Origin of the sequence: Bacillus sp. 5B6, assembly GCF_000259405.1 — a bacterium.
Classification (GTDB): Bacteria; Bacillota; Bacilli; order Bacillales; family Bacillaceae; genus Bacillus; species Bacillus velezensis.
This window is the reverse complement of sequence record NZ_AJST01000001.1, coordinates 413,308-439,215: the sequence shown is the minus strand read 5'-3', so window position 1 is coordinate 439,215 and position 25,908 is coordinate 413,308. Positions and strand designations below refer to the sequence as shown.

Below are 25,908 nucleotides of genomic sequence, written 5' to 3'. Positions count from 1 at the left end.
CAATCAGCGATTTGGATACACCATCACTTTTAAGCATTCATTTTTGTATTGAAAGGCCCGTTCCATCGCCTCTTGCGTCTTCTCCAGCGGGTATTGGTCCGTTATAAGGTGCTTCGTGTCCACTATGCCGGAAGCGAGAAATTCAATTCCCTTCGGATACGTATTCGCATAACGGAAGATTCCGTATATATCAATCTCGTTATCTGCAATAAACGGCACATTGAGCGGAATCTCGTTCTGAGAAGGCAAACCGACAATCGCCAGTTTTCCGCCCCGGCGCACGGAAGCCAGTGCGGATTGCAATGCCGCCGGATTCCCCGCTGTTTCCCAAGCAGCATCAACGCCTCTGCCATTCGTGATCGTTTTGATTTCTTCACCGGCATCCTGTTCCCGGACATTGATGACATGCGTCGCGCCCATTTTTTTCGCGGCATCTAACCGCAGCGGCTCCAAGTCGGTCACAATGATTGTGCCTGCCCCGTATGCTTTCGCTGCCGCAACGGCCATCAGCCCCACAGGACCCATGCCCATGATCGCAACCGTGGAACCGGGCTGAAGCTTCGTTCTCGCGGCCGCATGAATGCCGACAGAAAACGGTTCGATCAAAGCCGCATCTTCATAGGAAAGTGAATCCGGAATCGAAAAAACAAAGTCCTGGCGCATTTTGATATATTGGACAAACGCGCCGTCAACCGGCGGTGTCGCCAAAAACTGTACATCCGGGCAAAGATTATAACGCCCTTCTTTGCACGCTTCACAGCGCCCGCATGTGACACCGGGTTCGACGGCGACCCGGTCTCCTATTTTAAATTGATCGACAGATGATCCGACGGCGGCAATTTCCCCCGCGCATTCATGACCGAGGATAAATGGTTTTTCCACTACATAATTGCCTATTCTGCCATTTGTATAGTAATGCAGATCAGATCCGCAAATTCCGACAGCCATCACCTTAATCAACACTTCATCATGATTGATGTCAGGCACGGGCAATGTTTCGATTTTGATTTCTTTCGTGTTGTGCATAACCGCCGCTTTCATGTTTTGAGGCACTGTGTGAGTCATTTGGCAAAATCCTTTCTCTGCTCTGAAATGTAAGTGCATACATTTTTGTTTTCTCTATTACTTCCCCTATTTTATCTGCTTTTCCATACGTTCAACAGCCTTTCCTGCTGTATAAAAGGACAGCCGCACTGTACTTTTTATTTTTTCATATACAAAAAACACTGAATTGATAAAATAGTACTAATAGGAGGTGCAGGCTAATGGCTGAACTTGAAAACCGGGCACAATTTGCAGAACTGCTGGCACCTGCCGTCAAATCGCTGAAACATCATCCTGATTTCAAAATTAAAAGGACAAAGAACGTAAAATCCGGACAGTCTTATATAGATCAAATCGCACTCCGATTAGGCGTTTCCTCTAACACGATCAAAAGCTGGATCGGACAGATGGGCGCAAACTACATTCCCGGACGAATTGACGACGGAAAGTTGTTCGGCATGATCTGGATCATTATAGAAAAGACTGATATGGATCCTGAATGGCTGACCGGCCTTCTGGAAACCACAACCATTCCCGTCATCAAACCCGCATTGCCCGTTTGGACGGCGTCTTGTCTAAAAAAAGCAAAAATACTCCGGAAAGACGGATCATTCGGAGAGCCGAGTGATGAAGATGTTGAAAAAGCAGTAAAGCGGCTGTTTCATGACAGACCAAGCCACGAAACGAATGCGCTTACAAGAAAGTCCGGCACGCATAACTTACCGTCACGCCGGACGGGGAACTTTATCGGACGCGGCTTTGATATGGAAGCAATCCGGCAATGGATGCTGTCTCCGTCACCGGTCTGTTTAATCACAGGCTGGGCCGGCATGGGGAAAACAACGATTGCTCTTGAAGCAGCCTACCTTTGTGCCGGTGGTTCACCAGATTGGCCGGCATTCAACAGCATCATCTGGATCAGCGCTGACTGGAAAGGATTGAGCTTCAGCGATTTTTTAAACACGATCGCCTATCAGCTCGGACGCACCGAACAAATCGACAAATCAATCAACGAAAAACGGTTCGTCGTCCGCAATGCATTAGCCGCTCATTCAAATGAAACGCCGGTATTGCTGATCGTTGACAGCATTGATACAGCGGAACGTGACATTCACGAATTTATCATCGGCCTTCCGCAAGGTGTAAAAGTCCTCCTTACGGCACGGGAAAACGTAAAACAGACATACCGGGACGGCCTCGGGGAACTGGCGGCCATCCAGCTGAGCGGCCTTGAACAAACGGATGCCCTTGAATTTTTCCATCAAGAAGTGCACCGCTGTCTGCAAACATGCAACCTCCCGCATAAACGGGAAAAGCTGGAGCAGCTGTTGCAGCTATCACCTGGCCTTAAGAATGAATTCGTCTCGGCAGCCGCCGGCAACCCGAAGGCCATGGCACTGAGCATTGCATACATGTCAGACGACGACATCCCCGCTCCGCAGCTCATTCAAGAGCTTAAGCAGGCAGGCTATTCACTATTGGAATTGTTTGAGGTTCTCTTTGGCCGCACATGGGACAGATGTCATGAAGACACACGAAAACTATGGCAGACGCTTTGCTTTTTCGCTAAGCCTCCTGATGAAAAAAGCTTGGCTCAAGCGGCCGGATTAGACGTCCGGCGGTTTCATTACGCGATTGAGCAAATGCGGTCATATGCTTTAATACAGCCGGAACGAAGCGCAGGAAGAATTCAATACGCTGCCCATCAAACCGTTGTCGCTTACGGAGAACAGCACTTATCCGAAAATCACGAATTTGCAAAAGAAGCCCGCAGCCGCTGGGCGCATTATTATATTGATTATGCGGAAACCCATATAAAGCGGGAACAGCCCAATTCTGTCTATTGGAGCTATCTGCTGGGACGTAATTTAGAGCAAATGAAAAAGGAATGGCCGAACATCCTAAAGGTCATCGAGTGGTCGAGCGAAACCGGACAACATGACATACTGATTAAACTCATCATCCGCATCAGCCATTTTCTTAGCAGAATCAACCTGCCCCTGCGAATCGAATACGGATTAAAAGCCGCCGATGCCGCCCGTCAATCAGGCGAACACACGCGGGAAGCTTACTTTCGGATCGACACGGCAGGCTGGGCGCTGATGGAAGTCAACGATTCAGACGGAGCTCTCAGGCAAATAGAAGCCGGCCTGAAGATACTCGAACAATCAGGCGCGCCGGATCACGACGACTTGAAAGTATGGGGAACCGCCCTGCAATCGAGGCTGCTGTTAAAAATCGGAGAACCGAAAAAAGCGGCAGCAATGCTGGACGGCATCAAAGATCAGCCCGTCTCCCCCATTATCCGCCACAGAGTTCTTCTGGTTCGCGGCGACCTGAGTTTCGCCCGCTCTCACTACGAAGAAGCCATCACATTATATGAAGCGGCAAACACAACCAGCGCCGCATACGGCGGCGAAAAAACAATAGAAGCCTATTTCAACCTGGGCATGGCTTACGTAAAGTGTGATCAACTCGAAAAAGGGGAAAAAGCCTTTGAACAAATGCTCTATGACAAACATAACGCCAATCAAGTTGAGTTGATCTATTACTATTACGGAATGGCACAGCTCTTGTATCGTAAAGGAGAAAATAAGAAAGCGATGGAATCGAATCAGAAGGCGATTCGTCTGATTGATTCGTGGGAGCCTGGGATTGGGATTCGGGGTGAGGTGGAACAGCTGGAAAAGATGATTAAAGAAAACGACTAGTACGCATAGTAGTTCTGTCAGCAATCTCACTCAGTTTCTTCATTATAAATAGGAAAGGCCAATTGAAGTCGCAGTTGGCCTTTCGTTTCTTATTAAGTTCTACAAATGTATTGAACCAGGTTTTCCCGTATGTATTCTTTCTCGTATAAAGGAAAGCGTATCATTTGCCAGCTTATTACGACAAAGAACAATGCCTGAATGACCACAATTGTAGACGTATCTTGTGGGTTTCCCCCAACTTTCCCATAAATAATCTGCATCTTTTAAGTCAATATATTGATCATGTTTAGCAGAAATCAACAGAATGTTGTCTTTTTTTACTTTCGGCAAGGTTTGACTAGGATCTGTGATATTCCAATATTTTATTAAATCTTCATAGGTCACACCATTTTGTTCTAATTCTTCTCTTATGTATTTACCTGGGATCGTGTTCCATATCGAATAAGAAAGGCGATTGGCATAAAAGATGGATACGACTACATCAATTTGAGATTCTAGGGTAGCAATTAGATTAGTGACCCATCCCCCTAAGCTTACTCCCACTATGATAACAGGGCCTTTTTTATTTGCTTTTATCCAGTGAATTAACGCCCGTAAATCTACAATGGCCTGTCTTGTCGACTCAATTGTACGATTAATATTTGCACTAATCATCAACTCGCCACTATACAGTGAATTTTCCGGTTCTCTTTCAAAATGGTATGGAAGAGAATAATAATACATGTTCCATCCTAAATCGTTCATTATACGATTATGAAATATTTTTTTGATCCTATTGTACGAATCCATGCGCCAGCCGTGTACAAAGATGACATTGGGTGGCTCTATATCATTTTCATTTAAAAAAATCTCCCCTTTTAAAGTATCATTAACAGGATTTCCAGATTGAATTAAGGATTCATAACTAAATGTTCCAACTCTATAAAATTTTTTAGATTCATTCAAATCAATTGAAACATCAGCTATATTTGCACTGTAAAATTCCTCTCTATCATCTGCATTAGCTGTAAAAGCAGACGAAAAATGTGTATCTTTGCTTCTTTTTCTATGTAAATCATATAAAGCCAAACGATCTATAATTCCTGAAAAATGCACTTTTAAGTCCTCCTTGATAGAGTTGATAATTGGATTGTCTGTCTCCATAGAGTTGGGACGGATTTCATCAAGAATCTAACTCCATCGACAGTGAATTTTTGGGATCGGATATCATTATTCTGTTGCTTTAACATAAAAGACTAGTTTCTAAAAAGGAAAACATCGTCGTTTAGTAGCTAAAAAAAGCAACACAAATAGACATTTCCGTCTAAGAGAGTTGGTGACACTGTTTATTTAGATAACTGTAGCTTTTTTTGTCGTATGAGAGGTTCTGTCTGCAATAGAGAGATATATAACAGAGGTTTTGACAAATAATTTTCAAACCCTTTTTATTATAACAGAAATGCAGTTTACTGAAGTTATCGTAAGGCGTTTGTCAAAGAGGACGTAAACAGGAACCTGAGCCGGTGGAATTTTGTATTTTGGTCAATTGAATAGTTCATATCGGGATTATCAAACTATTGAAAAATCGATATATAACAAAACAATGCTAAAAAAATCAAACTACAAAAGACAAAAAAGAAGCTTCTCACAAGTTCGGTGAACTCATGAGAAGCCTCGAAAAGTTAAATGGCATCAAGAGGGCATTAAAAATGACGTCCGTTGCCGACAAACCCTTGTAAATCAAGGGTTTTTTGTCGGTTTACATCATTCCGCCCATACCGCCCATGCCGCCCATGTCAGGCATTCCTGCGCCGCCGGCGTTTTCTTCCGGTTTGTCAGCGACAACAGCTTCAGTTGTTAAGAGCATTGCTGCTACAGAAGCTGCGTTTTGCAGAGCAGAACGTGTAACTTTTGTCGGGTCAACGATACCTTTTTCGATCATGTTTACCCATTCGCCGGTTGCAGCGTTGAAGCCTACGCCGATTTTTTCGTTTTTCAGGCGCTCAACGATGACAGATCCTTCAAGGCCTGCATTGTGTGCGATTTGACGGATCGGCTCTTCAAGCGCGCGAAGCACAATGTTGATACCTGTTTGCGCATCGCCTTCAGCTTCCACTGCAGCGACTTTGTTGTATACGTTGACAAGCGCTGTACCACCGCCGGATACGATGCCTTCTTCAACAGCTGCGCGAGTTGAGTTGAGGGCGTCTTCGATGCGAAGTTTACGCTCTTTCAGCTCAGTTTCAGTCGCAGCGCCGACTTTGATGACAGCTACGCCGCCGGCAAGTTTCGCAAGACGCTCTTGTAATTTTTCTCTGTCGAATTCAGAAGTTGTTTCTTCCACTTGAGCGCGGATTTGGTTGACGCGTGCAGCGATTTTTTCAGTGTCGCCGGCGCCTTCTACGATTGTTGTGTTTTCTTTCGTTACCACAACTTTAGAAGCGCGTCCCAATTGTCCGATTTCAGTAGATTTCAGGTCAAGGCCTAAGTCTTCTGTGATTACTTCTCCGCCTGTAAGAACAGAGATGTCTTCAAGCATTGCTTTACGGCGGTCACCGAAGCCAGGAGCTTTAACGGCAACAGCGTTGAATGTGCCGCGAAGTTTGTTGACAACGAGTGTAGCAAGAGCTTCCCCTTCAACATCTTCAGCGATCAGAAGCAATGGTTTGCCTTGCTGTACAACTTGCTCAAGCACAGGAAGGATTTCTTGAATGTTTGTGATTTTTTTGTCTGTGATTAAGATGTAAGGATTGTCAAGAACCGCTTCCATCTTATCAGAGTCAGTCACCATGTAAGGAGACGCATATCCGCGGTCGAATTGCATACCTTCAACAACTTCAAGCTCAGTTGTGAATCCTTTAGACTCTTCGATTGTGATGACGCCGTCGTTTCCTACGCGCTCCATTGCTTCAGCGATAAGGCTTCCGACTTCCTCATCAGCAGCAGAGATCGCAGCAACCTGAGCGATAGACTCTTTGCCTTCGATCGGCTTAGAAATTTCTTTTAAGTTTTCGATTGCTACAGTCACGGCTTGTTCCATACCTTTACGCACGCCGACAGGGTTAGCCCCCGCAGTTACGTTTTTAAGGCCTTCGCGGATCATAGCCTGCGCAAGTACAGTCGCAGTCGTCGTACCGTCACCGGCAACGTCGTTTGTTTTGCTGGCTACTTCAGCTACAAGCTTCGCACCCATGTTTTCAAACGCATCTTCAAGTTCAATTTCTTTTGCGATTGTCACACCGTCATTTGTAATTAACGGAGAACCGAATTTTTTCTCCAGAACCACGTTGCGTCCTTTTGGCCCTAAAGTTACTTTTACAGCGTCAGCAAGCGCATCGACACCGCGAAGCATAGCGCGGCGTGCTTCTTCACTAAACTTAATATCTTTTGCCATGTTAACGAAACCTCCTCAAATTTTTAAAAATATTTATTTGCTTAGCCGATTACAGCTAAAATGTCGCTTTCACGTAAGATTAAGTATTCAGTACCTTCGTATTTCACTTCAGTACCGGCGTATTTTGAGAAGATAATGCGGTCGCCCTCTTTCACTTCTAAAGCAACGCGCTCTCCGCTTTCCAACACGCGACCTGAACCGGCTGCCACGATTTTGCCTTCTTGCGGCTTTTCTTTTGCAGAATCCGGTAATACGATTCCGCTGGCAGTTTTTTCTTCAGATTCTACGAGTTCAATGACAACGCGATCACCTAATGGCTTTAACAATGTAATAACCTCCTCAATAGTATGAATATGTAATTTTAGCACTCAGCTCTAAAGAGTGCTAACACAGTTATTATAATAAAGAATCTCACTTCCAATTTCAAGTCATAAGAATAAAAAATTTTCACGCTTACATGATTCTCTCTCGCACTGATTTTCTCCTTTTTTCACGTCAAGTTCACTTGTGTTACAATAAGAACAAATAAGTTGATTTTATAGGATAAAGGAGTACATATCATTTGAGAAAACAGTATTGGTATATCATTTTGACATATGTTATCATGCAGCTTTCCGCATTGATCGGCATTCCTTTAATGTACAAATTCGGCTATGCGGGCGGGCACCCTACGAATGCGAATCTCACCATGGCTCAGGGGGTTTATTCCGTCGTAAGCTTTTTTATCTGCCTGATTATCGTTCTCTTGATTTTGAGAACCGCGCCGAAGCAGACATTAAGAAACGGGAAGAAAGCATCCGCCGGCATGTCCGTTCTCTGGGCGGTCGCGGGAATATGGCTCGCTTTATTTTCTCAGGGAATCGCCGGGATGATTGAGCAGTATGTCTTTCATGTGGGCAGCGGTTCCGAAAACACGAAAGCCATTCTCAACATTATTAAAGCCATGCCGCTCATGATTATCGTTTCTTCTATCGTCGGGCCGATTCTTGAAGAAATCATTTTCCGGAAGATCATCTTCGGTGTATTATATGAAAAAACGAATTTCTTTATCGCCGGACTGATCAGTTCCGTCATTTTCGGCATTGTGCATCAAGACCTCACGCACCTGCTGCTGTATACGGCCATGGGCTTTACCTTTGCGTTCTTGTATGTGCAGACGAAACGGATTATTGTGCCGATATTCGCCCATGTCATGATGAATACCATTGTCGTGGTCATGCAGCTCGGCCCCGCCCAAAAATATATTGAACAGCATAGTGAGCAAATGCAATTAATTATTGGAGGATTGTTTGTATGAGGAACCCAATGACTTGGGGCTTGATTTATTTCGCAGTCGGCTGTATCTTTACGTATTTGGCCGCAAGCTCTCCGGGAAGCATGTGGTCTTTTTATTCCATACTGCTGATGGTTTTCGCCGCTTATAATATCAGCATCTCGTTTAAAATGTTCGCCTTCTCATTTAAAGTGAAAAAAAATCAAAAATAAAAGAAAAGCCATTTCTCATCATTGAGAAATGGCTTTTTTTATGCTGATACGTCCTGGTCAGATTCACTGCCGGTCTGCCTTTTCCGATACGCCGCTTTTGAAATCAGGATACTGATCTCGTATAAAATGCAAAGCGGAATGGTAATCATCAAGTGAGACAGCAGCTCAGGCGGCGCAATCATCGCGGCGATCACAAGCAGCACAAAATATGCGTACTTCCTGATCTTCGATAAAAACCTCGGCGTGATAACACCGAGTCTCGTTAAAAACATGATCAGCACCGGCATCTGAAACAGCAGTCCGAACGGAATCGTCAGCTGCAGCAGAAAATGAAAGTACTCGGTGATCCCGATCACCTGGTTGACATCGAGGTCATTCGAGACCCGCTTCATAAAATCAACGACCAGCGGAAATAAAATATAATAAGAAAACGACACACCGCCGACAAACAGCACGATCGAAATCGGAATATAGCTGAGTGTTACTTTGCGCTCCTTCTCATACAGACCCGGGCTGACAAACGCCCAAATCTGATAGAGAATAATCGGCGAAGTCAAAATGATGCCGATGATAAACGCGAACTGCAAAAAGATAAACAGCGGATCCGTCAGGTTAAAAGCATTAAGGGTGAGCTCTTTTACTTCATCGGCTTTTTGAAGATACACAATGATAGGTTTTGCCAGAAAAAAGCCGGCAATAAAGAAAACCGTAAAGGATAACGCCACAATCAGCAATCGTTTCCGAAGTTCGGCAATATGCTCCACAAGCGTCATTTGATTCACTCTCATACGCGTCATCCTATCTTACTGTTCTTCTTTCTTTTTTTCCTCTTCTTCACCGGCTAATCCCTTAGTAGCGTTCTTAAATTCACGAAGCGTGTCCCCCGCCGCTTTTCCTAATTCGGGAAGCTTCTTCGGACCGAAAATAATCACCGCCACCACACCGATAACCGCCAGGCTTCCAGGACCAATCATGTGCAGCTCCTCCTTTCGCTATTCAATTTCTTCCAAAACAGAATAATGCTTTAAGAAATAAACCAATGATTGAAGCTCTACAGCTAAATCTATATGATGAATTCGAATGTGATCCGGCACATTCAAACGGGCCGGCGTAAAGTTAAGGATTCCCTTGATTCCGAGCGACACGAGCCGGTCGGTGATTGACTGGGCGGCAACCGCCGGAACGGTAAGAATCGCCACGGGTTCATCCTTAATGTGAAGCTCTAAATCATTAAGATCAAAGACAGGCACACCGCCTACCTCAGTTCCTATTTTACTCTGATTCACATCAAAAGCCATAGATATTTTTGTGTTATTATTTTTTGTGAAATTATAGTGAAGAAACGCCGTCCCTAAATTCCCGACACCGATCAAAATGACGTTCGTCGTTTCATCCTGATCCAGTGTTTTTCTGAAAAATGACAGCAGGTAATCCACATTATAGCCGTATCCTTTTTTGCCGAGCGCCCCGAAATAGGAAAAATCCCGGCGGATCGTGGCCGAATCGACTTTTACCGCGTCGCTCAGTTCAGCTGATGAAACGCGCTGCTTTCCTGACGCGTGTAAATTCTTTAAAAAGCGATAATAAAGCGGCAGCCGTTTTGCCGTCGCCTGTGGAATTTTTGATTGATCCTTGTTCATGATTGGTCCTCCACTTTATACTCAGATGCATCTCTTTTAAAATCACCGTTTTTGCCTCCTGTTTTTTCCATGAGGCAGGTCGGGCCGATGACCATTCCTTTATCCAGCGCCTTGCACATATCATAAACAGTCAAAGCGCAGACTGAAGCGGAAGTTAGCGCTTCCATTTCCACACCTGTACTCCCTTTCGTTTTTACGCTTGCCTGTATATGAAGAACGGCTTCGGAATCCTTTTCCTCCCAGCCGAATGAAATGTCGACGCTGCTTAAAGAAAGCGGGTGGCACATCGGGATAATCGCTGACGTCTGTTTTGCGGCCATAATTCCTGCCACCTGTGCGACAGCCAGCACGTCTCCTTTTCCGATCTCGCGGTTTTTGATTCTGCTGTACACGTCATGCTTCATGTGTACGCTGGATATCGCAGCGGCAGTACGGACTGTTGAAGATTTATCGCTTATATCCACCATGCGGGCACGGCCTTCTTCATTAAAATGAGAAAATCCATTCATATTTAAACTCTCCTTACTTCTGATCATACACTATTTTCTCCCTGATGTCTTATCCTATAATGTTCCAATTCTGATGTATTGTTTGCTGACAGCAGGTTGATAAGCTACACTTAACTTATTATAACAGAGGTGAAATAATATGATGATCTTACAAATTAATCAGCTATCCAAATCTTTTGGCGCTGATCCTATTTTAAACAATATAAAGCTTGAAGTCAGATCTCGGGATCGCATCGCCATAGTAGGCAGAAACGGAGCCGGCAAATCAACTCTCCTTAAAATTATCGCAGGTCACCTTTCATATGAAAAGGGTGAATTAATCAAACCGAAAGAATTAACGATGGGATATCTTGCCCAGCACACAGGCTTGGAATCCCAGCTTACCATAAAAGAAGAACTGCTGAGCGTTTTTGATTTCCTGAAAGCAATGGAAAAAGAGATGCGCTCTATTGAAGAAAAGATGGCCACAGCCGCCCCCGCGGAGCTTGAGACGCTGATGAAAACCTATGACAGGCTTCAGCAGGATTTCAAGGATAAAGGCGGCTATCAATATGAAGCGGACGTCCGATCTATCCTTCACGGCCTCGGCTTCGGAAAATTTGACGATTCCGTGAAAGTGCAAAGCCTGAGCGGCGGTCAGAAAACAAGGCTTGCGCTCGGAAAGCTGCTGCTGACCCAGCCTGATCTGCTTATTCTGGATGAACCGACGAACCATCTCGACATCGACACGCTTACATGGCTTGAGCATTATTTACAGGGATATTCAGGCGCAATCCTGATCGTTTCCCACGACAGATACTTTCTTGATAAAGTCGTCAGCCAAGTGTACGAGGTCTCACGGACAGAAAGCAAAAAATACCTCGGCAACTACAGCGCCTATTTAGAACAAAAAGCTGAGCAGTATGAGAAAGACCTGAAGCTGTATGAAAAACAGCAGGACGAAATCGCCAAGCTCCAAGATTTTGTCGACCGCAATCTGGCCAGAGCTTCTACAACGAAAAGAGCTCAAAGCAGACGAAAACAGCTTGAACGGATGGACGTCATGGCAAAGCCGCTCGGGGATGAAAAATCAGCCGCCTTCCGTTTTGACATTACAAAACAGAGCGGAAACGACGTCCTGCGCGTACAGGATGTTTCCATCAGCTATGACGGCCAGCCTCCGCTCTTGAAAAACCTGACCTTCGGCATTACAAGAGGCGAAAGCGCCGCCCTCGTCGGACCGAACGGAATCGGCAAATCAACCTTGCTGAAAACGATTATGAATACAATCACTCCCGAATCCGGATCGATCACGTACGGTTCCAATGTCACAATCGGCTATTACGATCAGGAGCAGGCTGAACTGACCTCGTCCAAACGCGTGCTGGACGAGCTGTGGGATGAATATCCGGACATGCCGGAAAAAGAGATCAGGACATGCCTCGGCAACTTCCTGTTCAGCGGAGACGATGTCCTGAAACCGGTCCGCTCGTTAAGCGGCGGGGAGAAAGCAAGAGTCGCGCTTGCCAAGCTGATGCTTCAAAAAGCAAACTTTCTCATCCTAGATGAACCGACAAACCACCTTGACCTGGACAGTAAAGAGGTGCTGGAAAACGCCCTGATCGACTACCCGGGAACACTGTTATTTGTATCGCATGACCGCTACTTTATTAACAGGATCGCCACAAGAGTGCTGGAGCTGTCACCTGATCATGCAGAAGAATATTTGGGAGACTATGACTATTACACCGAGAAAAAAGCCCAGCAACTGGAACTGGAAGAAATGAAGCGGCAGGAAAAGGAGCAGGCTCAGCCTGCCGGCAAGGTCAAACAGGATACGAAAAGAACTTACGAGGAAGAAAAAGAATGGAAGAAGAAAGAACGGCAGCGCCTGAGACGCATTGAAGAAATCGAAGCGGCCGTCTCATCCGCCGAAGAGAAAATCAGCGCCAATGAGGAGCTGCTGTGCGACCCTGACGTGTATCAAGATCATGAAAAGGTACAGACCATTCACGCGGAGAATGAAGCTCTGAATCAAGAGCTCGAAAACTTATTAGCAGAATGGGAGGAACTCTCCTCAGAAGAATAGAAAAAGTCAAGCACCTCTTTAAGGGGTGCTTTTTTATCCACAGCTATCCTCCATGTCAGCCATGGAAGTAAGCGTTTTATACACACTATCCACAAAATTTTCTGACTTTATCCACTTTACTAACAACTTATAGCCCCTTATCCAGCCTGGATTTCTGAATATATTCACAATCCTGTGGATATGTTAGAATTGTCTGTTAATAAGTGAAAAAAAGCCTCACGTTTTACAACGTGAGACGATCAAAAGATGTTAATTCCAAACCGGGCTGTCCGTTCATATCATATGAACCCCTGATCCCCTTTTCAAAAGCAACGGTTCCGGCAGCCGCAATCATCGCTGCATTGTCCGTGCATAAAGAAAGCGGCGGGATGATAAGCTCGGGATCTCCCGAATGACTGAATTCCTGCTGCAGTGCGGCTCTCAGCCCTTTGTTAGCGGCTACGCCCCCTGCCAGCAGCACTTGTTTAACCCCGTATTCTTTCGCGGCCTTAGAGGTTTTTGCCGTCAGTACATCAATGACACTCTGCTGAAAGCTTGCGGCAAGATCCTCCGGAGGAATCACCTCATTTTTTTGCGAGGCGTTATGAAGCGTGTTAATCACGGCTGACTTCAGGCCGCTGAAGCTGAAATTGTAAGACCCTTCTTCCAGCCACGCACGCGGAAGCGGAATGGAATCCGTTCCCACAGCAGCCAGCTTATCAATCTGCGGCCCTCCCGGATAAGGAAGCCCCATCGTTCTTGCCACTTTGTCGTAAGCTTCGCCTGCGGCATCATCCAGCGTTTCACCGATAACCTCGAATGAACCGTGCTCTTTCATATAAACCAATTCCGTATGTCCGCCTGACACAACCAAAGCAAGCGCCGGGAAGTGAAGCTCTCCTATCAGCCTGTTTGCATAAATATGGCCCGCGATGTGATGGACACCGACTAGCGGTATTTGATGGGCAAAGCTTAACGCCTTTGCCGCATTGACTCCGATTAACAAGGCTCCGACAAGTCCGGGTCCTTCCGTTACGGCAATCGCATCAAGATCATCAAAGCCCATCTCCGCTTTTGAAAGAGCTTCCTCAATCACAAGGGTAATCTGCTCCACATGATGTCTGGACGCTATTTCAGGCACGACCCCGCCGAAACGTTTATGGCTTTCAATTTGAGAAGCGACAACGTTTGAAATAATTTCATTCCCGTTTTTTACGACTGAGGCCGCTGTTTCATCACAGCTTGTTTCGATTCCTAATACATAAATATCTTGTTTTTCACTCATGTAATGTCACCCACATTAATAACGCATCTTCCCCGTTATCTGTATAGTATTGTTTTCTGATTCCTCCGGCCTGAAGACCGAATTTTTTATATAAGGATTGGGCGGGATGATTTGAGACCCTGACTTCGAGAGAGAGCCTTCTTGCCTTTTTTTCTCTGCACAATTCTATCGCAGAGCGAAACAGCGCTTCTCCCAATGATTGGCCCCGATATTCCGGCTTAATGGCTATATTCGTAATCTGCGCGTCATCTATAATAATCCAGATTCCGCAATACCCCGCCAGACAGCCGTCCTTTTCAATGACAAGGTAGTGGGCATACGGATTTTCCAAAAGCTCATGATAAAATGAATCCTTCGTCCACGGAGAAGTAAAGGATGCTGTTTCAATTTCATAAATTTGATCAATATCTTCCGGACGCATGCTTCGAATCGCCGTTTTCGTTTTCATCCCTATCACCCTATTTTTGAGATTCCATCCATTTCGCTTCAGCCTCTGCCAGACGCAAATAATCCGGAACAAGGCTGTGGACATCCGCTTCTTCTTTTTCCAAGCCTAAAAACGCCAGCTCTGACGGCCGCGGATTATGCTGTGCAGCCGTTCCAATCACTGCTTGAGATGTCAGCTCATGCAGAATGGTTTCTTCATGAATGGCTGTATCGTGTCCTAAAAATAAAACCGGAGACGCTTTTTCTTTCAGCATGCCGAGCCAATCAGTCAAAAGAACATTCTGATCTGGAAGAACGGATTGTAATCGGCCGTCCTGATATTCATAAAGTCCCGTATATACCTGTCCGCGCCGGGCATCAAATAACGGGCAGATCAGTCCTTGAAAGTGCCGTCCGTTAGCCGCCAGCACCTCCAGACTCGAGACAGCGGAAACCGGAAGCTTCAGCGACCATGCCAATGTTTTTGCCAGCGTCACACCGATTCTGACACCTGTGTACGATCCCGGTCCTTTCGCCACCGCTATTTTCGTAAGGTCCTGCGGTGTTAGGCCGCAATCCTCCAGCAATGAATTGACAGCAGGCATGGCCCGCACGGAATGATTCTTTTTTAAATATGTAATATACTCCGCCATCACCGTTTTGTCACGAACGAGCGCGGCACCCAACGTGTAATTTGACGTATCAATTGCCAGTATTGTCATGTTTATTTATCTCCTCACAAAGCGTTTCATACCGTTTTCCGCAAGCCGTAAAGGTAATGTCCCTTGCCTCATCACCGGCTCTTGTGATGACGATCTGCAGCCGTTCAGCAGGCAGCTGATCCTGAATTAAATGAGCCCATTCAATTAAACAGACGCCTTGTCCCTCAAAATATTCTTCAAGCCCTAAGTCTTCGCTTTCATCCTCCATACGATACACATCCATATGATATAGTGGAAGCGAACCGTCATGGTATTCTTTTATAATTGTAAAAGTCGGGCTGTTTACCACTCTCGTGATTCCCAGTCCTTCGGCAAAACCCTTTGTAAAAGTCGTTTTTCCCGCGCCTAAGTCGCCTTCCAGTGTCAAAATGTCTCCCGGCTTTGCCAAAGAAGCGGCAAGCTTGGCTACGGCTTTCGTTTCTTCGGGGTTTTTCGTTCTCCATTGTAATGTCTTCAAAGTGAGTCACCCGTCTTATTTAAAATGATTGTATCCTTTTTTCTCAAGGACGATTTGTCTCTGATCATTGGCTGTCAAAAGAACACAGGCTTCCTTCCGTTCAGATACCGCTCCTATCTTCGCAATCGGAATGCCCGATTGAGTGCAGTAATCAAGCAAAGAAATCCACTCTTGCTGAGAAACCGTTCCAACCAATTCAAAATCTTCACCGCCGAATAACACCCATTTTCTCCACTCAGAATCTGCCTCAGGCAAATCCGGATGCACCGGCAGAAGTTGTTCTTCAATTTCTATCGTAACTGAACTTGCCGCAGCTATTTCATGCAGCTCACTGGCCAATCCGTCACTGATATCATTCAGAGCCGCGCGCTGAAGCTGAGAGCAGAAGCGGCCGACCTGAACTCTCGGAACGGGCCGTTTATGTTTCCGGATAAAATAATCACTCGTGTGAAAAGCAGAAGGAAGTGTTTCTCCCAACAAAAGAGACAGTCCTGCTGCAGACGAGCCGATATCCCCCGTAACAAACACAACATCCCCGGGTCTTGCCGAGCTTCGCAGACAAGCGCGATCCTTCTCAACTTCTCCGATGACAGTAACGGTAATTACGGCTTGACCGGAAGCGGAGACGGTATCTCCCCCGATCAAATCCATTTGATATAGTTTCGCCAGTTCCGCCATTCCTTCATACATTGCCTGGACGTCAGCTTTCTGCCAGCAAGAAGGAACCGCTAGAGACACCAAATAAAACTTCGGAATGCCTCCCATCGCCGCCACATCACTAATGTTAACAGCAAGCGCCTTATAACCGATATCATGAGGAGAGGAATACTCTAATTTAAAATGGACATTCTCCACCATTGTATCAAGGCAGACAATTTGCTGCATATGGGGTGACGCTGTATAAACCGCACCATCATCACCGATCCCTACATCGACAGAAGGATGATAATGCGAATGCGGCGTAATACTGTGAATCAAATCAAACTCATCCATATATCTCCCGTCTCCCTTTCTGACGCTCTTGTGAAATACAGCTCTTTCTAGTGTATCGGATTATGTTTCAATATCCAAGACTTTAACGATATAAAAGAAAGCTTGGTATCTAACCAAGCTGCCAGCATTTAAAAGAAAACACAAAAAAAAACGAAAACATGATCGTTTCGTTTACAATAAAAATGGCGGTCCGGACGGGACTCGAACCCGCGACCTCCTGCGTGACAGGCAGGCATTCTAACCAACTGAACTACCGGACCATTTTTTTGGTTGCGGGGGCAGGATTTGAACCTGCGACCTTCGGGTTATGAGCCCGACGAGCTACCGAACTGCTCCACCCCGCGATGATAAAATTTTAGAAAAGCTTGGCGGCGTCCTACTCTCACAGGGGGAAACCCCCGACTACCATCGGCGCTGAAGAGCTTAACTTCCGTGTTCGGCATGGGAACGGGTGTGACCTCTTCGCTATCGCCACCAAACCATTGAGAGTGTTCTCTCAAAACTAGATAACAGTAAGCATACATTCAAATTGGTTAAGTCCTCGATCGATTAGTATCTGTCAGCTCCATGTGTCGCCACACTTCCACCTCAGACCTATCAACCTGATCATCTTTCAGGGATCTTACTTCCTTGCGGAATGGGAAATCTCATCTTGAGGGGGGCTTCATGCTTAGATGCTTTCAGCACTTATCCCGTCCGCACATAGCTACCCAGCGATGCCCTTGGCAGAACAACTGGTACACCAGCGGTGCGTCCATCCCGGTCCTCTCGTACTAAGGACAGCTCCTCTCAAATTTCCTGCGCCCGCGACGGATAGGGACCGAACTGTCTCACGACGTTCTGAACCCAGCTCGCGTACCGCTTTAATGGGCGAACAGCCCAACCCTTGGGACCGACTACAGCCCCAGGATGCGATGAGCCGACATCGAGGTGCCAAACCTCCCCGTCGATGTGGACTCTTGGGGGAGATAAGCCTGTTATCCCCGGGGTAGCTTTTATCCGTTGAGCGATGGCCCTTCCATGCGGAACCACCGGATCACTAAGCCCGACTTTCGTCCCTGCTCGACTTGTAGGTCTCGCAGTCAAGCTCCCTTGTGCCTTTACACTCTGCGAATGATTTCCAACCATTCTGAGGGAACCTTTGGGCGCCTCCGTTACCTTTTAGGAGGCGACCGCCCCAGTCAAACTGCCCACCTGACACTGTCTCCCCGCCCGATAAGGGCGGCGGGTTAGAAGGTCAATACAGCCAGGGTAGTATCCCACCGATGCCTCCACCGAAGCTGGCGCTCCGGTTTCCAAGGCTCCTACCTATCCTGTACAAGCTGTACCAACATTCAATATCAGGCTGCAGTAAAGCTCCACGGGGTCTTTCCGTCCTGTCGCGGGTAACCTGCATCTTCACAGGTACTATAATTTCACCGAGTCTCTCGTTGAGACAGTGCCCAGATCGTTGCGCCTTTCGTGCGGGTCGGAACTTACCCGACAAGGAATTTCGCTACCTTAGGACCGTTATAGTTACGGCCGCCGTTTACTGGGGCTTCAATTCGCACCTTCGCTTACGCTAAGCGCTCCTCTTAACCTTCCAGCACCGGGCAGGCGTCAGCCCCTATACTTCGCCTTACGGCTTCGCAGAGACCTGTGTTTTTGCTAAACAGTCGCCTGGGCCTATTCACTGCGGCTCTCTCGGGCTTGCACCCTAACAGAGCACCCCTTCTCCCGAAGTTACGGGGTCATTTTGCCGAGTTCCTTAACGAGAGTTCTCTCGATCACCTTAGGATTCTCTCCTCGCCTACCTGTGTCGGTTTGCGGTACGGGCACCTCTCACCTCGCTAGAGGCTTTTCTTGGCAGTGTGGAATCAGGAACTTCGCTACTATAATTCGCTCGCCATCACAGCTCAGCCTTCACGGGAAACGGATTTGCCTATTTCCCAGCCTAACTGCTTGGACGCGGATATCCAATACCGCGCTTACCCTATCCTCCTGCGTCCCCCCATTGCTCAAATGGTGAGGAGGTGGTACAGGAATATCAACCTGTTATCCATCGCCTACGCCTTTCGGCCTCGGCTTAGGTCCCGACTAACCCTGAGCGGACGAGCCTTCCTCAGGAAACCTTAGGCATTCGGTGGAGGGGATTCTCACCCCTCTTTCGCTACTCATACCGGCATTCTCACTTCTAAGCGCTCCACAAGTCCTTCCGGTCTTGCTTCACAGCCCTTAGAACGCTCTCCTACCACTGTTCGAAGAACAGTCCGCAGCTTCGGTGATACGTTTAGCCCCGGTACATTTTCGGCGCAGAGTCACTCGACCAGTGAGCTATTACGCACTCTTTAAATGGTGGCTGCTTCTAAGCCAACATCCTGGTTGTCTAAGCAACTCCACATCCTTTTCCACTTAACGTATACTTTGGGACCTTAGCTGGCGGTCTGGGCTGTTTCCCTTTCGACTACGGATCTTATCACTCGCAGTCTGACTCCCAAGGATAAGTCATCGGCATTCGGAGTTTGACTGAATTCGGTAACCCGGTAGGGGCCCCTAGTCCAATCAGTGCTCTACCTCCGAGACTCTTACCTTGAGGCTAGCCCTAAAGCTATTTCGGAGAGAACCAGCTATCTCCAGGTTCGATTGGCATTTCACCCCTACCCACACCTCATCCCCGCACTTTTCAACGTGCGTGGGTTCGGGCCTCCATTCAGTGTTACCTGAACTTCACCCTGGACATGGGTAGATCACCTGGTTTCGGGTCTACGACCACGTACTCAATTCGCCCTATTCAGACTCGCTTTCGCTGCGGCTCCGCATCTTCTGCTTAACCTTGCACGGGATCGTAACTCGCCGGTTCATTCTACAAAAGGCACGCCATCACCCGTTAACGGGCTCTGACTACTTGTAGGCACACGGTTTCAGGATCTCTTTCACTCCCCTTCCGGGGTGCTTTTCACCTTTCCCTCACGGTACTGGTTCACTATCGGTCACTAGGGAGTATTTAGCCTTGGGAGATGGTCCTCCCGGATTCCGACGGAATTTCACGTGTTCCGCCGTACTCAGGATCCACTCAGGAGAGAACGAAGTTTTGACTACAGGGCTGTTACCTTCTATGGCGGGCCTTTCCAGACCTCTTCATCTACCTCGTTCCTTTGTAACTCCGTACAGAGTGTCCTACAACCCCAAGAGGCAAGCCTCTTGGTTTGGGCTGGTCCCGTTTCGCTCGCCGCTACTCAGGGAATCGCATTTGCTTTCTCTTCCTCCGGGTACTTAGATGTTTCAGTTCCCCGGGTCTGCCTTCTCATATCCTATGTATTCAGATATGGATACCACTCCATTACGAGTGGTGGGTTTCCCCATTCGGAAATCTCCGGATCAAAGCTTGCTTACAGCTCCCCGAAGCATATCGGTGTTCGTCCCGTCCTTCATCGGCTCCTAGTGCCAAGGCATCCACCGTGCGCCCTTTCTAACTTAACCGTTAAAAAGAATCACTACGTGATATCTTGCATTACTAATTGAATGTGAATTACTTCTGTTATCTAGTTTTCAAAGAACAACATCTCGAAGAATCGAATGATCCTTCAAAACTAAACAAGACAGGGAACGTTCTGTTTATAAGACCCAAGGTCTTATATTCCGTTAAAATCCTTAGAAAGGAGGTGATCCAGCCGCACCTTCCGATACGGCTACCTTGTTACGACTTCACCCCAATCATCTGTCCCACCTTCGGCGGCTGGCTCCTAAAAGGTTACCTCACCGACTTCGGGTGTTACAAACTCTCGTGGTGTGACGGGCGGTGTGTACAAGGCCCGGGAACGTATTCACCGCGGCATGCTGATCCGCGATTACTAGCGATTCCAGCTTCACGCAGTCGAGTTGCAGACTGCGATCCGAACTGAGAACAGATTTGTGGGATTGGCTTAACCTCGCGGTTTCGCTGCCCTTTGTTCTGTCCATTGTAGCACGTGTGTAGCCCAGGTCATAAGGGGCATGATGATTTGACGTCATCCCCACCTTCCTCCGGTTTGTCACCGGCAGTCACCTTAGAGTGCCCAACTGAATGCTGGCAACTAAGATCAAGGGTTGCGCTCGTTGCGGGACTTAACCCAACATCTCACGACACGAGCTGACGACAACCATGCACCACCTGTCACTCTGCCCCCGAAGGGGACGTCCTATCTCTAGGATTGTCAGAGGATGTCAAGACCTGGTAAGGTTCTTCGCGTTGCTTCGAATTAAACCACATGCTCCACCGCTTGTGCGGGCCCCCGTCAATTCCTTTGAGTTTCAGTCTTGCGACCGTACTCCCCAGGCGGAGTGCTTAATGCGTTAGCTGCAGCACTAAGGGGCGGAAACCCCCTAACACTTAGCACTCATCGTTTACGGCGTGGACTACCAGGGTATCTAATCCTGTTCGCTCCCCACGCTTTCGCTCCTCAGCGTCAGTTACAGACCAGAGAGTCGCCTTCGCCACTGGTGTTCCTCCACATCTCTACGCATTTCACCGCTACACGTGGAATTCCACTCTCCTCTTCTGCACTCAAGTTCCCCAGTTTCCAATGACCCTCCCCGGTTGAGCCGGGGGCTTTCACATCAGACTTAAGAAACCGCCTGCGAGCCCTTTACGCCCAATAATTCCGGACAACGCTTGCCACCTACGTATTACCGCGGCTGCTGGCACGTAGTTAGCCGTGGCTTTCTGGTTAGGTACCGTCAAGGTGCCGCCCTATTTGAACGGCACTTGTTCTTCCCTAACAACAGAGCTTTACGATCCGAAAACCTTCATCACTCACGCGGCGTTGCTCCGTCAGACTTTCGTCCATTGCGGAAGATTCCCTACTGCTGCCTCCCGTAGGAGTCTGGGCCGTGTCTCAGTCCCAGTGTGGCCGATCACCCTCTCAGGTCGGCTACGCATCGTCGCCTTGGTGAGCCGTTACCTCACCAACTAGCTAATGCGCCGCGGGTCCATCTGTAAGTGGTAGCCGAAGCCACCTTTTATGTCTGAACCATGCGGTTCAAACAACCATCCGGTATTAGCCCCGGTTTCCCGGAGTTATCCCAGTCTTACAGGCAGGTTACCCACGTGTTACTCACCCGTCCGCCGCTAACATCAGGGAGCAAGCTCCCATCTGTCCGCTCGACTTGCATGTATTAGGCACGCCGCCAGCGTTCGTCCTGAGCCAGGATCAAACTCTCCGATAAAGTAGTTTGACTGACTACGCACATCGCTGTGCGATTTATTTAAAACTTTGAATTAACAGGTACGTTTTGTCTTGTTTAGTTTTCAAAGATCATTATAATGGAGCGGGTGATGAGAATCGAACTCACGACATCAGCTTGGAAGGCTGAGGTTTTACCACTAAACTACACCCGCATTTGAATTGGCGCGCCCGAGAGGAGTCGAACCCCTAACCTTTTGATCCGTAGTCAAACGCTCTATCCAATTGAGCTACGGGCGCTTATCAGGCGACTTAACTATCATACTACCAATCAGTTATGATGTCAAGTGTTTTTTATTTCTTTTCGAAGTCTTTTTCTCGACCTCATTTATTATACACGCTTTTGAGAATTTGTAAAGTCTTTTTTCAAAAGATCATTTTCTCATTTGTCGTTATCGCTTTGTTCATCAGCGACGTTTAATAATATACCATGCACTTCAAATTAGGTCAACACTTTTACGAAACTTTTTTCTCACTTATTATTCCCTTCTATATAATAAATAAAAAAGCAGGATTCCTAGGAACCCCGCGTCTATTCAGATTACCCGCTCACCTCGGCTTCTGCGCTATTACGATCTGTTTTTTCATAGGCACGGAAGTTTTGTTCAAGCTGTTCGAGCGACAGACCTTTCGTTTCCGGAAGGAACCTTTTCACAAATATAACGGACGCTATCCCTAACAGGACAAAAATGAAGAAGGTTGCAGACAATCCGATGTTTGCGAGCAGGACCGGAAAAGTTAAACCAACAATGAAGTTCACGATCCAGAGGCAGAAGACAGTGACCCCCATACCAAGCCCCCGCAATCGCAGCGGGAATATCTCCGACAGCATCAGCCAGGTCACCGGAGAGACAGCCCCCTGCTGAAACGCAAGGAAAGTGACTGTTAATGAAAGAACCACATAAGGAAGAGCAGGCGACCCTTTCAGCACGACAGACAGAACTCCGATCAAAAGCAGAACCGCAGTCGTTCCGATCAGCCCCGTCATCAGCATCGGGCGGCGGCCGACTTTGCCGAGAAGCCATATTCCCACAAAAGTCGCGAGCACCGAAATCACACCGTTAGCGATATTGCCGATTAATGCGGCTTTTGTCTCGAAACCGGCATCTTTTAAAATTTGAGTTCCATAATACATAATTGAATTCACGCCGGTGACCTGCTGCACTACCGCAATTCCGATCCCAATAAACACAATGCGGCGCACCCATGGAACGGCAAGATCCTTAAAGGTCGCCTGCTCCATCTCAGCTTCCTTATGAAAGGCAGATTCAATCTCAGCGAGCTCAGACTTCGCTTTCTCTTCATTCCTTATTCGCCGGAGAACGTGCAGAGCATCTTCTTTTCTTCCTTTAGAAACCAGCCAGCGCGGACTTTCAGGAACTTTCAGCATACCAAAAAACAAGAATAACGCCGGAAGGGCCGCGATAACGAGCATATAACGCCAAGCGTGAGAGGTATCACCAAGCACATTGCCGATGATAGCATTACACGTGAAGGCAAGCAGCTGGCCCGTTACAATCATCAATTCATTTTGGGTAACCATTCTCCCTCGGCTTTCCGCCGGCGACATTTCAGCCAAATATGCCGGAACGGTTACAGATGCTCCCCCGACGGCAAGCCCCAGCAGAAAACGGGAGATGATCATAACCGATACGTTAGGCGCCAGTGTACATCCAAGCGTCGCTGCAAAGAACAAAACGGCAAGAATAAGGATATTTTTACGTCTGCCGTTATAGTCCGACAATCTCCCACCGAAAACCGCGCCGATCGCAGCCCCCAAGAGCAGGGAGCTCGCCACCATCCCTTCAGTCAAAGCGGTAAGATTAAGCTGGTCAGCTTCCGCCATAAACGGCAGCGCCCCATTAATTACACCGGTATCGTAGCCGAAAAGTAGACCCCCGAACGTCGATACTAAAATGATGGTTCTCAAAAATGAATGCTGGCTGCTATTTTTATTCATCTTCAAATCCTCCTAGTTTTTACACAGAGATAATATCAGAATATTCAGTTATCAATATTTACACCTATAACGTCTGCATACAAGTTCTGACCGTCCAAAACAGTTATATAAGAAGAAAATGCTCCGAAAGCGTTATCTTTTATAGTGATTATTCGCTCTCCCCTCTCGCCAAATTGTTACTTTATAGTTACTTTGTAGTAAAGTTATAATGATATTATTGGTACTTATGTTATTATCATAATTTTAAAAGCGCTTTCAGTCAATAAATATTTCATAAAATTTTATAAATTACCTTTATATTACCTATTTGTAATCAATTTATGTTTTTAATCAATTAATTTTCACTATATATCCAATAGTTAATCTCCTTTCAACAAATAATTGATTATATATTGAAAACCCCCAATCAGCAGTTGGGGGTTTTTGATTTATTCTTCGTTTATTGTAACGATCGTTCTTCCTCTCGCTTCTCCTTTTAAAAGGGCAGGAAGCGTATCCGGCAGCTCTTCAAGTGTAATTTCCTTTTGAATAAAGGCCTCCAGATCTGCAGGCTTGAAGTCATCAGCTAAACGCTGCCATGTTTTCTTTCTAGTCTCCATCGGACAGAATACGGAATCGATTCCCAAGAGACTGACGCCGCGCAATATAAACGGAAAGACTGTAGCCGGGAGTTTCGTTCCCGCTGTCAGTCCGCTCACAGCAACTGATCCGCCGTACTGAATCTGGCTGAGAACTGAAGCAAGCGGCTCACCTCCGACCGGATCGACGGCCGCTGCCCATTTTTGTTTTTGCATCGGTTTTAACGTGCCGTTATACACTTCGTCACGGTGAATGACCGTCTTTGCTCCGAGGCTCTTCAAATAGCCGTTTTCTTCTTCTTTTCCCGTACTGGCCTCGACCTCGTAACCTAAGGTTGAAAGAATGGAGACGGCAAAGCTTCCGACGCCGCCTGTTGCTCCTGTCACCAGCACCTTCCCTTTTTCAGGAGCGGCATGGTTTTCTTCAAGACGCTGGACGGACAATGCGGCAGTGAAGCCGGCGGTTCCGATCGTCATGGCTTCTTTAAGTGTCAGACCTTCAGGCAGCGGCACAATCCAATCTGCCGGAATGCGGGCCATCCCGCTATAACCGCCAAAACGGGAAACACCTATGCCGTAGCTTGTCGCAATGACTTTATCCCCCTCTTTGAAACGGGCGTCATCTGAGGAAACGACGATTCCCGCTAAATCAATTCCCGGCACGAAAGGATACGACGTTACAATCTTGCCGTCAGGAATGGCAGCCAAGCTGTCTTTATAATTCACCCCTGAGTAGCAAACCTTAATCAGCACTTCACCCTCGGGAAGGTCTTGAACCGCCAGCTCCCGTACGCTGACTGAAAACCGGTCTTCACGCTGATCGACTACTAACGCTTTAAATTGATCTGTCATCACTACATCTCCTTAAAATGAATTGAATGGCTTTGGAAAAGCATAGAATAAGTTTGATTTGATTTCAAATGTCCTGCCCCGTGTAGTATGATCAAAAGTAAAAACAGCGAAAGAGTGGTTACGCATCATGTCTGATAAACAAAACAAAGATAACAAAAACAACAACAGCGGCAATCAGCCATTACCGGACATTATTCATACCGCCGTTTTCAAGGCGCCGATACAAGTTGTCTGGGATACAGTCTCCACTGCGGACGGCCTGTCTCTCTGGTTTATGCCGAATAATTTCACACCTCAAGAAGACAGTGAGTTTCAGCTGGAATCTCCGTTCGGTCCGTCTCCGTGCAAGCTGCTGGATATTGAAGCGCCGTACCGCCTTTCTTTTTCGTGGGATACAGAAGGCTGGATCGTTTCTTTTGTCTTAAAGGAAACGGAAAGCGGAGATACGGAATTCACTCTCATTCACGGCGGATGGAAAGAGCCGGAAGCCGTTATCAATAAAGTCAATCGGAAAAGCTCCGAGATTCACAGTACGATGGATCAAGGATGGAACGGGCTTGTCAACACGAAACTTCGCGGGGCGGTTGAGGCTTAACACAAAAGGACGGACACGGTTTCCGTCCTT

Annotated in this window: 20 protein-coding genes, 4 tRNA genes, 3 rRNA genes and 1 pseudogene; 5 read left to right on the top strand and 23 right to left on the bottom strand. The window is 47.0% G+C overall.

The genetic code is table 11. The annotated features are described in order from the left end of the window. Positions 1–3: 3 nt before the first annotated feature. Complete coding sequence (gutB, locus tag MY7_RS02145) at positions 4–1,065, bottom strand: sorbitol dehydrogenase (RefSeq protein ID WP_029326160.1); 1,062 nt, start codon at positions 1,063–1,065, stop codon at positions 4–6. A 200-nt stretch (positions 1,066–1,265) separates the two neighbouring features. Between gutB and MY7_RS02140 the strand changes: the two genes are divergently transcribed. Then, a complete protein-coding gene (locus MY7_RS02140) occupies positions 1,266–3,755 on the top strand; it encodes a tetratricopeptide repeat protein (protein ID WP_007609796.1) in 2,490 nt (829 codons plus the stop codon). A 99-nt stretch (positions 3,756–3,854) separates the two neighbouring features. Here MY7_RS02140 and MY7_RS20110 read toward each other — a convergent pair whose 3' ends face one another. The 4 genes and pseudogenes from MY7_RS20110 to groES form a co-directional block, all read right to left on the bottom strand. Then, positions 3,855–4,478: an alpha/beta hydrolase family protein gene (locus MY7_RS20110; RefSeq protein WP_377864231.1), complete on the bottom strand. Its 624-nt coding sequence runs from the start codon at positions 4,476–4,478 to the stop codon at positions 3,855–3,857. A gap of 201 nt (positions 4,479–4,679) precedes the next feature. Beyond that, positions 4,680–4,965 (bottom strand): annotated as a pseudogene (locus MY7_RS20105) (hypothetical protein); the annotation flags it as partial. Positions 4,966–5,493: 528 nt separating this feature from the next. Beyond that, entirely contained in the window at positions 5,494–7,128 is a 1,635-nt protein-coding gene (groL, locus tag MY7_RS02130; protein ID WP_003155941.1) for a chaperonin GroEL, read from the bottom strand. A gap of 41 nt (positions 7,129–7,169) precedes the next feature. Then, on the bottom strand, positions 7,170–7,454 hold the full coding sequence (gene groES / locus MY7_RS02125) for a co-chaperone GroES (RefSeq protein ID WP_003155970.1): 285 nt from the start codon (positions 7,452–7,454) through the stop codon (positions 7,170–7,172). A 236-nt stretch (positions 7,455–7,690) separates the two neighbouring features. On the opposite strand from groES, the gene MY7_RS02120 reads away from it, so the two are divergent. Together MY7_RS02120 and MY7_RS02115 are read left to right on the top strand one after the other, a co-directional pair. Next, positions 7,691–8,425, top strand: a complete 735-nt coding sequence (locus MY7_RS02120; RefSeq protein WP_029326158.1) for a CPBP family intramembrane glutamic endopeptidase — start codon at positions 7,691–7,693, stop codon at positions 8,423–8,425. After that, entirely contained in the window at positions 8,422–8,613 is a 192-nt protein-coding gene (locus MY7_RS02115) for a YdiK family protein (protein ID WP_003155975.1), read from the top strand. Before MY7_RS02120 ends, MY7_RS02115 begins: the two co-directional genes overlap by 4 nt. A gap of 38 nt (positions 8,614–8,651) precedes the next feature. On the opposite strand, the gene tatC is transcribed toward MY7_RS02115, so the two are convergent. From tatC to moaC, 4 genes are read right to left on the bottom strand one after another with little or no spacing between them, the layout of a single operon-like run. Beyond that, positions 8,652–9,410, bottom strand: a complete 759-nt coding sequence (tatC, locus tag MY7_RS02110; protein WP_007609791.1) for a twin-arginine translocase subunit TatC — start codon at positions 9,408–9,410, stop codon at positions 8,652–8,654. A 6-nt stretch (positions 9,411–9,416) separates the two neighbouring features. Next, complete coding sequence (locus MY7_RS02105) at positions 9,417–9,587, bottom strand: twin-arginine translocase TatA/TatE family subunit (protein ID WP_003155981.1); 171 nt, start codon at positions 9,585–9,587, stop codon at positions 9,417–9,419. 18 nt (positions 9,588–9,605) lie between these two features. Then, positions 9,606–10,253 carry a redox-sensing transcriptional repressor Rex gene (locus MY7_RS02100; protein WP_003155984.1) on the bottom strand — a complete coding sequence of 216 codons (648 nt, stop codon included), beginning with the start codon at positions 10,251–10,253 and terminating at the stop codon, positions 9,606–9,608. Further along, positions 10,250–10,762, bottom strand: a complete 513-nt coding sequence (gene moaC / locus MY7_RS02095; RefSeq protein WP_003155986.1) for a cyclic pyranopterin monophosphate synthase MoaC — start codon at positions 10,760–10,762, stop codon at positions 10,250–10,252. Before moaC ends, MY7_RS02100 begins: the two co-directional genes overlap by 4 nt. 139 nt (positions 10,763–10,901) lie before the next feature. Between moaC and MY7_RS02090 the strand changes: the two genes are divergently transcribed. Then, on the top strand, positions 10,902–12,830 hold the full coding sequence (locus tag MY7_RS02090) for an ABC-F family ATP-binding cassette domain-containing protein (protein WP_007609789.1): 1,929 nt from the start codon (positions 10,902–10,904) through the stop codon (positions 12,828–12,830). 223 nt (positions 12,831–13,053) lie between these two features. Here the strand turns inward: MY7_RS02090 and tsaD are convergent, their stop codons facing one another. From tsaD to MY7_RS02020, 14 genes are all read right to left on the bottom strand, one after another. After that, the gene (tsaD, locus tag MY7_RS02085) at positions 13,054–14,094 is read right to left on the bottom strand and encodes a tRNA (adenosine(37)-N6)-threonylcarbamoyltransferase complex transferase subunit TsaD (protein ID WP_007609788.1); all 1,041 of its coding nucleotides are present in this window, start codon (positions 14,092–14,094) and stop codon (positions 13,054–13,056) included. Beyond that, positions 14,087–14,542, bottom strand: a complete 456-nt coding sequence (gene rimI / locus MY7_RS02080; protein ID WP_003155993.1) for a ribosomal protein S18-alanine N-acetyltransferase — start codon at positions 14,540–14,542, stop codon at positions 14,087–14,089. Before rimI ends, tsaD begins: the two co-directional genes overlap by 8 nt. Positions 14,543–14,552: 10 nt before the next feature. Next, positions 14,553–15,242, bottom strand: coding sequence for a tRNA (adenosine(37)-N6)-threonylcarbamoyltransferase complex dimerization subunit type 1 TsaB (tsaB, locus tag MY7_RS02075; protein ID WP_007609786.1), 690 nt, complete (start codon positions 15,240–15,242; stop codon positions 14,553–14,555). Beyond that, positions 15,223–15,699 (bottom strand): tRNA (adenosine(37)-N6)-threonylcarbamoyltransferase complex ATPase subunit type 1 TsaE, encoded by a 477-nt coding sequence (gene tsaE / locus MY7_RS02070; RefSeq protein ID WP_007609785.1) that lies wholly within the window; start codon positions 15,697–15,699, stop codon positions 15,223–15,225. The genes tsaB and tsaE overlap by 20 nt, the downstream gene beginning before the upstream one ends. Positions 15,700–15,714: 15 nt before the next feature. Next, entirely contained in the window at positions 15,715–16,692 is a 978-nt protein-coding gene (gene thiL, locus MY7_RS02065; RefSeq protein WP_007609784.1) for a thiamine-phosphate kinase, read from the bottom strand. A gap of 183 nt (positions 16,693–16,875) precedes the next feature. Further along, positions 16,876–16,952 (bottom strand) — tRNA-Asp (locus MY7_RS02060). Positions 16,953–16,959: 7 nt separating this feature from the next. Continuing rightward, positions 16,960–17,036: transfer RNA gene (locus tag MY7_RS02055), tRNA-Met, on the bottom strand. A gap of 19 nt (positions 17,037–17,055) precedes the next feature. Beyond that, positions 17,056–17,171, bottom strand: a 5S ribosomal RNA gene (gene rrf / locus MY7_RS02050). A 50-nt stretch (positions 17,172–17,221) separates the two neighbouring features. Beyond that, positions 17,222–20,151, bottom strand: a 23S ribosomal RNA gene (locus MY7_RS02045). A 175-nt stretch (positions 20,152–20,326) separates the two neighbouring features. Beyond that, positions 20,327–21,876: ribosomal RNA gene (locus tag MY7_RS02040) — 16S ribosomal RNA — on the bottom strand. The 16S, 23S and 5S rRNA genes sit together here with 4 tRNA genes alongside, the layout of an rRNA operon. 98 nt (positions 21,877–21,974) lie before the next feature. After that, positions 21,975–22,048 (bottom strand) — tRNA-Gly (locus MY7_RS02035). 8 nt (positions 22,049–22,056) lie between these two features. Beyond that, positions 22,057–22,133: transfer RNA gene (locus MY7_RS02030), tRNA-Arg, on the bottom strand. A 301-nt stretch (positions 22,134–22,434) separates the two neighbouring features. Further along, positions 22,435–23,853 carry a sugar porter family MFS transporter gene (locus tag MY7_RS02025; protein ID WP_007609780.1) on the bottom strand — a complete coding sequence of 473 codons (1,419 nt, stop codon included), beginning with the start codon at positions 23,851–23,853 and terminating at the stop codon, positions 22,435–22,437. Positions 23,854–24,281: 428 nt separating this feature from the next. After that, on the bottom strand, positions 24,282–25,283 hold the full coding sequence (locus MY7_RS02020) for an NADPH:quinone oxidoreductase family protein (protein ID WP_007609779.1): 1,002 nt from the start codon (positions 25,281–25,283) through the stop codon (positions 24,282–24,284). Positions 25,284–25,410: 127 nt separating this feature from the next. On the opposite strand from MY7_RS02020, the gene MY7_RS02015 reads away from it, so the two are divergent. Then, positions 25,411–25,878: an SRPBCC family protein gene (locus tag MY7_RS02015; RefSeq protein WP_007609778.1), complete on the top strand. Its 468-nt coding sequence runs from the start codon at positions 25,411–25,413 to the stop codon at positions 25,876–25,878. Positions 25,879–25,908: the final 30 nt, after the last annotated feature.